Origin of the sequence: Alteraurantiacibacter aestuarii, assembly GCF_009827405.1 — a bacterium.
Lineage (GTDB): Bacteria > Pseudomonadota > Alphaproteobacteria > Sphingomonadales > Sphingomonadaceae > Alteraurantiacibacter > Alteraurantiacibacter aestuarii.
Window position 1 is genome coordinate 321,443 of the sequence record NZ_WTYY01000004.1, and the last position, 6,289, is coordinate 327,731.

Annotated in this window: 5 protein-coding genes and 1 tRNA gene; 3 read left to right on the top strand and 3 right to left on the bottom strand. The window is 58.8% G+C overall.

Features of this window, described 5'->3' with window-relative positions; genetic code table 11:
- Positions 1 to 25: 25 nt before the first annotated feature.
- Positions 26 to 700 carry a GcrA family cell cycle regulator gene (locus tag GRI32_RS09855; RefSeq protein WP_160591738.1) on the bottom strand — a complete coding sequence of 225 codons (675 nt, stop codon included), beginning with the start codon at positions 698 to 700 and terminating at the stop codon, positions 26 to 28.
- A 125-nt stretch (positions 701 to 825) separates the two neighbouring features.
- Here GRI32_RS09855 and GRI32_RS09860 point away from each other — a divergent pair, with 125 nt between their 5' ends.
- Complete coding sequence (locus GRI32_RS09860) at positions 826 to 1,683, top strand: ABC transporter permease (RefSeq protein ID WP_160591791.1); 858 nt, start codon at positions 826 to 828, stop codon at positions 1,681 to 1,683.
- On the opposite strand, the gene GRI32_RS09865 is transcribed toward GRI32_RS09860, so the two are convergent.
- Positions 1,655 to 2,260 (bottom strand): hypothetical protein, encoded by a 606-nt coding sequence (locus GRI32_RS09865; RefSeq protein WP_160591740.1) that lies wholly within the window; start codon positions 2,258 to 2,260, stop codon positions 1,655 to 1,657. The two genes, GRI32_RS09860 and GRI32_RS09865, sit on opposite strands and share 29 nt — an antisense overlap.
- 71 nt (positions 2,261 to 2,331) lie before the next feature.
- The gene (hspQ, locus tag GRI32_RS09870) at positions 2,332 to 2,712 is read right to left on the bottom strand and encodes a heat shock protein HspQ (protein WP_160591742.1); all 381 of its coding nucleotides are present in this window, start codon (positions 2,710 to 2,712) and stop codon (positions 2,332 to 2,334) included.
- 168 nt (positions 2,713 to 2,880) lie between these two features.
- Here hspQ and GRI32_RS09875 point away from each other — a divergent pair.
- Positions 2,881 to 2,970 (top strand) — tRNA-Ser (locus GRI32_RS09875).
- Between the two features lie 851 nt (positions 2,971 to 3,821).
- The coding region (locus GRI32_RS09880; protein ID WP_202386014.1) for an Ig-like domain-containing protein at positions 3,822 to 6,289 on the top strand (2,468 nt) is incomplete at its 3' end.

The window sequence follows — 6,289 nt, forward strand, 5'->3', positions numbered from 1 at the left end:
TTCCCGATTTTCCGATCGCTGCGTCCTAGCGGACGCGCGGCCCGCCAAAAGGCAGGGGCGGCGGGGGACGGCGCGCACCGCGGGGCAGCTGTGCCTGATAGGCCCGCCCGCAATGTTGCACGCAATAGGGGAAGCCCGGGTTCACCTTCTCTCCACAAAAGTGGAAATCGGCCTCGCCGGGATGGCCCATCGGCCAGCGGCACACACGCTCATTCAGATCGAGCAGGCTGGTCTTGTTGGCAATTTCCGGGCTCGGCTTGGCCGGCACCAGGCGGCGCGGCGGCGCGGGCGGAATCGGTGCCTGCTGATCGCCGGGACCCTGGCGAACGAATCCACCCGGACCCACGGAGTGAATCTTGGGCAGGTTTTCCGGCCGGTTGGGAATCGGCTGGCTGTTTTCAGGAATGGCCTTGGGCGCATCTGTTGCATCGTCGCTGGCTGCCTGCTCAACCTTGGGAGCCGGGGCTTTCACCCGGGGCTTGGCGGGCTTCTTGGCCGGCGCGACGGCTTCCTTCTTCTTCGCCGCCTTCTGGTCATTCGCCTTCACCGGCGAAGGGCGTGATTTCAGGCCAAGGCGGTGTGCCTTGCCGATCACCGCATTGCGCGAAACGCCGCCCAGCTCATCCGCGATCTGGCTGGCGGTGGCCCCGCTCTCCCACATCTTGGTGAGGGTTGCGATGCGTTCTTCGGTCCAACTCATGTACTATTCCGTTCTTCCAGTCGGTGGACACTTGTCACCGAAGCTTGCCAGCCTGCCTGCGGCCCGATAGGCGGCAGCACATGGCCAATCAAGCCCCAGCAAGTACCACGCAGCATGGCGATACCATGCATGAATTTCGTGATCCCGTCACGGATAGCCAACGCAGCTTTCCGCCAAAGGGCCAGCCGCAGATTACCGGTTTCAACCGGATCGGGCTGTGGAGTCTCTATATTAAGGAGATCCGGCGATTTCTCAAGGTCCAGACGCAGACTGTCTGGGCGCCTGCGGTCACGACCCTGCTGTTTCTGATCATTTTCACCGTCGCCATGGGCCGCAGTGGGCGTGAAGTGCTGGGTGTGCCCTTTGCAACTTTCGTCGCGCCGGGCCTGATCATGATGGGCATGATGCAGAACGCCTTTGCCAACGCCAGCTTCTCTCTGCTGGCCGGAAAGCTGCAGGGCACCATCATCGATCTGCTGATGCCGCCTTTGACAGAGGCCGAACTGATGATCGGCATCGTCTCTGCCGCGATTACCCGTGCGGTGATGGTGGGCGGCGCGGTGGCGCTGGCGATGTGGCTGTGGCCCGGTGTGGAACTGCGCGCGGCGCACCCGTGGGCAATCGTGTGGTTCGGGCTGATGGGCGCCACCATGCTGGCCATTGTTGGCCTGTTGGCCAGCCTGTGGGCGGAGAAGTTCGATCACAACGCCGCGGTCACCAATTTCATCGTCGCGCCGCTCTCGCTGTTGTCGGGCACGTTCTACGTGATTTCCAATCTCTCGCCGCTGTTCCAGATGATCAGCCGCGCCAATCCGTTCTTCTACATGATCTCCGGTTTCCGCTTCGGCTTTCTGGGGGCGAGCGACATCGGCAATACCAATGAGGCGGTGTTTGGCGCTGCGATCGGCGTGGGCGTGCTCAATCTGGTGCTGGGCGTGATTACCTATCGCGTGCTCAAGAGTGGCTGGAAGCTGAAGAGCTGATTGCCCGTGCGCGATGGCGGCTGACCATGTCGCGGATGGTTTCCTGCGCCTTGAACACGTTTTCCACTTCGCCCAACCCGAATTCGCGAGCCATCCTGTCCCCGTCGCTGTCGCGGTAACTGCCTGCGGTGATCTTCAGCGTGCCGCTGCCATCTGGCCCTTCGGTGCGCTCGATCTCGCCAATCTGGCCCGCTTCCAGCGAACTGGTCATCAGCCGGCGACCCAGATATAGCCGGATCACCCGCTCATCGGTGATGGCAAACAATGTCTTTCGGGCAGCGAACAGCGGTATGAACGGCGCTGACAGCATGCCGAGGCCCACCAAGATGAAGGGCAGGCCGAACAGCGGGAAAGCAAAGCTGAGCCAGCCCGCATCTCCCCATCCGCCGCTTGTCGCGCCCATGGCCATGACCGTCCAGAACAGGGCGAATGCCGTCCAGGGAATGGCGAAGAAATAGATCAGAAAGGCCTTTGTGGCCACGCGGGCCAGGGGCTTTGCCTGCCACAAGACACGCTCACTGCGGCGCAATTCCCGCTGCAACGCCATCTGCAAGGGATCGGAATAGGGCGCGTTCATATCCATACGATCCATATCGCATAAAATACTTGCCTTATTACTATCGTCTTGGGGTCCCCGGTGAGGAAAAGTCAGTGCGTCAGGCTGCGGCGCAGGCGGTAACGTCCGTCGACGAAACTGTCGAACAACTGTGACAGGCTGGGGTGGTCCACCGGCCCGCCATCGTCATCCTGCATCAGGTTCTGCTGGCTGACATAGGCGACATAGGACGAATCATCGTTCTCCGCCAACAGGTGATAAAAGGGCTGTTCCCGCAGTGGCCGCATGTCATGCGGGATCGCTTCATACCATTCATCGGTATTGGCAAACACCGGATCGATATCGAAAATAACGCCGCGAAAATCGAACAGGCGGTGGCGAACGATATCCCCGATAGCAAAACGCGCTCGCGAATTGCGGGGAGCCTGGATCCTGCGTCCGGCCTGCGGAAAGAAGAATTCCGACCGTTCCATGCGTTCCAATATAGAATGTTGCACCTGCGAAACAACCTCTCACAGATGACAATCCCCCACCAGATCGAAAAAGCCGTGCAGCAAGGTCTTGGCAAGGGCCCATCCATCGGCTAACCGCCGCGGCTTCTAACAGACCGGGCAGGCAACTTGCCTGCGCGCACCCCATGCGGAGAGGTGCCGGAGTGGTCGAACGGGACGGTCTCGAAAACCGTTGTGCCTTTACGGGTACCGTGGGTTCGAATCCCACCCTCTCCGCCACATACCTACTCTCATACCGTTGCCATCCGCGCCAGGGTCGGAGCAGGTGGAGCGAAGGAGCGCCCGGCCACTCTGCCTTGCTCGCTCAGCTCATCCAGAGCGTCTTGGATCTTCCGCGTTTTCCCTCGGTCGGCATGGCAATTTCGTACTGCTGTGCAACGCGCAGCGTGTTCGTACGGCCTATCGTCCGGAACCTGTCGTTGTCATAAACGGAGGGTGTCAGACGATCGAGGATCACCGCCGCAGATCGCCACTGTGGCCCGGCAGATTGCCCCGTTGTTTTCGCTCGAGATACGTGAGCCTCCGTTCGCAATCACGCCGATGCGCGAAATGTCCCAGTTTCACACTACTCGTTCCGATGATGCGGGGCTTTCCTGGCTGCGCCTTGCCTTGCACGATTTCGTTCAACGGAATTGATGCGCAGGGAGTTCCACGGCGCCGGGAACCACAATCGGACTGAGATCGACGATTCGACTCGGAGGGTCATTATTGTCGCGACTCGGTAAGGTTAATTCCTAACGCTGTTAAACTTACCCCGAAGCCTGTTCGTTACTGGCACAGTCCCAAATTCGAGAGCTCAGCAGTTTACGTATATTCCCGTAGTGCTGGATTGGTTTCTAAAGCAAGCGAAATTCATAAAATCCTGTTTTACATAGATTAAATGGCATTTCCCTCGATTCAAGACCCCTGAGGCTCCACGCGAGCCATTCGCTACGAAAATGTTAACACCATTGATATCGCACCACTTCGGTGTTTCCATGTCTGTGGATAAATCCGTTGATTGGCTTGGGGCCTTGAGCACCGTTTAGATTGTTCATTCACCTCAAGTCTCGCGGCGAGAGGACAGATTGATGAGTGAAGAACTGAACCAGCAAGACGGTGATTTTTCGACAGATGCCGCGCAATCGGGTTTCGGTGAAAGCCCTTCGGCTCAGAACGTTGTTCAGTCATCCAGGACTGTTCCGGTAGGCCCGTCGAACACGGTTACCTTGCCGGCGGACGCGGTTATCGATCAGGTCGAGGCCGTCGGACGCGATCTTGTGATCACGCTTGCGGATGGCAGTCGCATCGTGATCCCCGAGGGGGCGATCATTCTTCCGCAACTGGTGGTTGGCGACACGCCGATCCCGCCAGCGAACCTCGCTGCCCTCCTTGTGGGCAACGAGCCTGAACCCGCTGCAGGTGAAGTGCAGAGTTCTGGCGGCAATTTTGCCACCGACCCGGGCGATATTCAGTCAGCCTTCGATATCGGCGATCTTCTTCCTTACACCGAGCTTCCCGTCCGCACGATTCTGGAAGAGGAGATCATTCCCTTCGAGCCCGACGATGAGCCGGTGATCACGATCGAGCCGGACGATTCCGGCGTCTCGGTCATCAATGCCGAGGACGTGGTTTCCGAAGCGGGGCTACCGGCGCGTAACGGCGAACCAGAGGGAACGGACAGTGCTTCCGATTCCGAAGCCACGTTTGGCTGGATCAACTTTTCCTCGCCCGACGGTACGGCTGCGATCACGATCAACGGCGTTGCCGTTACCGCTGTCGGCCAGATATTCTCCACCGACCTGGGTACGCTGACCATAACGAGTATCTCGAATGGCCGGATCGGTTACGATTATGTGCTCGCCGACAATACGACGGATGTTGTCTCGGCAGACTTCTTCACAGTTACCATCATCGATACTGACGGTGACCAGGCGACAGCTACGCTGCGCATCGACATCATTGATGACGCGCCGATTGCCGCCAATGACACGGATCTGATCCCGCCCGCGGATTTTTCCGCACATGACGGCAATGTGATTACCGGCGTGGGCACGACAAGCGGTGCTTTGGGCGTGGACATCGAAGGCGCGGACGGCGCGTCTGTCTCTGGATTTTACGCTGGCACGAGCGGGTCATTTGCTGACGCTGGTGAAGAGATCACCGGTCAATTTGGCACGCTGATTCTCAATGCGGACGGGAGCTATGTCTATACACGTAACTTCAACACGCCGGGCGGTGTTGAGGATGTCTTCACCTACCAGCTGACGGATGGTGATGGGAGCGCTGACACCGCCACCTTGACCATCTTGATCTCTGACAGCCTGGACCAGGTCATTGTTCCCGAAATCGGCGAGGCTACCGAAGTTCGCGAGGCTCATCTGCCTCCGTCGACGGATACGCGGATCAATGAATCCCCCGGCACGGCCTTCGATGGCAACAGTGAGGCGGTAAGCGGCACCATAACCTTCATTTCGCCTGATGGTGTCGGAAGCGTTAGCGTTGGCGGCACGACGATTGACCCCGGCAATCTGCCGCAGATTGTGATTGCCGATACAACCGGCACCCTGATCATCACCGATTATCAATATGACCCCGCGACTGGTCAGGGGTCCATCACTTACACCTATACTCTCAACGACAACACCAGTGACACTGATGGAACGACCATTCCTGTCGAGGTGATCGTGACCGATCTGGATGGTGATGTCGCCAGCGATATCCTTGAAATTCATGTCATCGATGATGCTCCGATTGCGCAAGACGATACTGCCGCTCAGGACCATGAGAATGATCCGGTTGTGGTTGATGTTTTTGCCAATGACGAGGCTGGTGCGGACGGAGTTGACCTGGTCAATGATGTTGCGGTTGTTGGCGGCACGCTGACGGGTGCTGGCACTGTGGACTACAACGATGACGGTACGTTCACCTACACGCCGGCTTCTGGCGAGGAGGGCGAGGTCAGCTTTGATTACACGATCACCGATGGGGATGGGGACACGTCGCGGGCGACGGTTACGATCACGCTTGCGGCTGACTCGGTGCCATTGGTTGGCACAGCGACGAACCTGACGGTTGATGAGGACGGCTTTGCGTATGCCAATGGCGATGAGAGCCAGAGCGATCCTCTTGAGATCGACTCGACCGAGAGCCTGAGCGACACGAGTGGCAAGGTGACGGTGGACTTTGGCGAGGATGTTCCGAGCGATCTTGCTGGCTCGATAGTGTTTATCAACGCCTCCAATCTGAATGGGCAGCTGACGGCGGGCGGTGAGGCCGTGACCTTTGCGGTTGATGGCAGCGGCAATCTGGTTGGTTCGACGACGAGCCTTGGGACGGTGATCACGATCTCGATCACCAATGCTGTTGCCGGCAGCAACCCTGGCGAGGTGGATTACAGCTACTCGGCGACGCTTGCGCATCCGCTTGATCAGAACCTTCCTGGCGATGACAGCGAAGCCAGCGTGACGCTGAGCGGCATCGAGTTCCAGGTGACCGATGGCGATGATGGCGACACGGGCGAGGGCACGTTCGACGTGGTGATCTTCGACGATGTTCC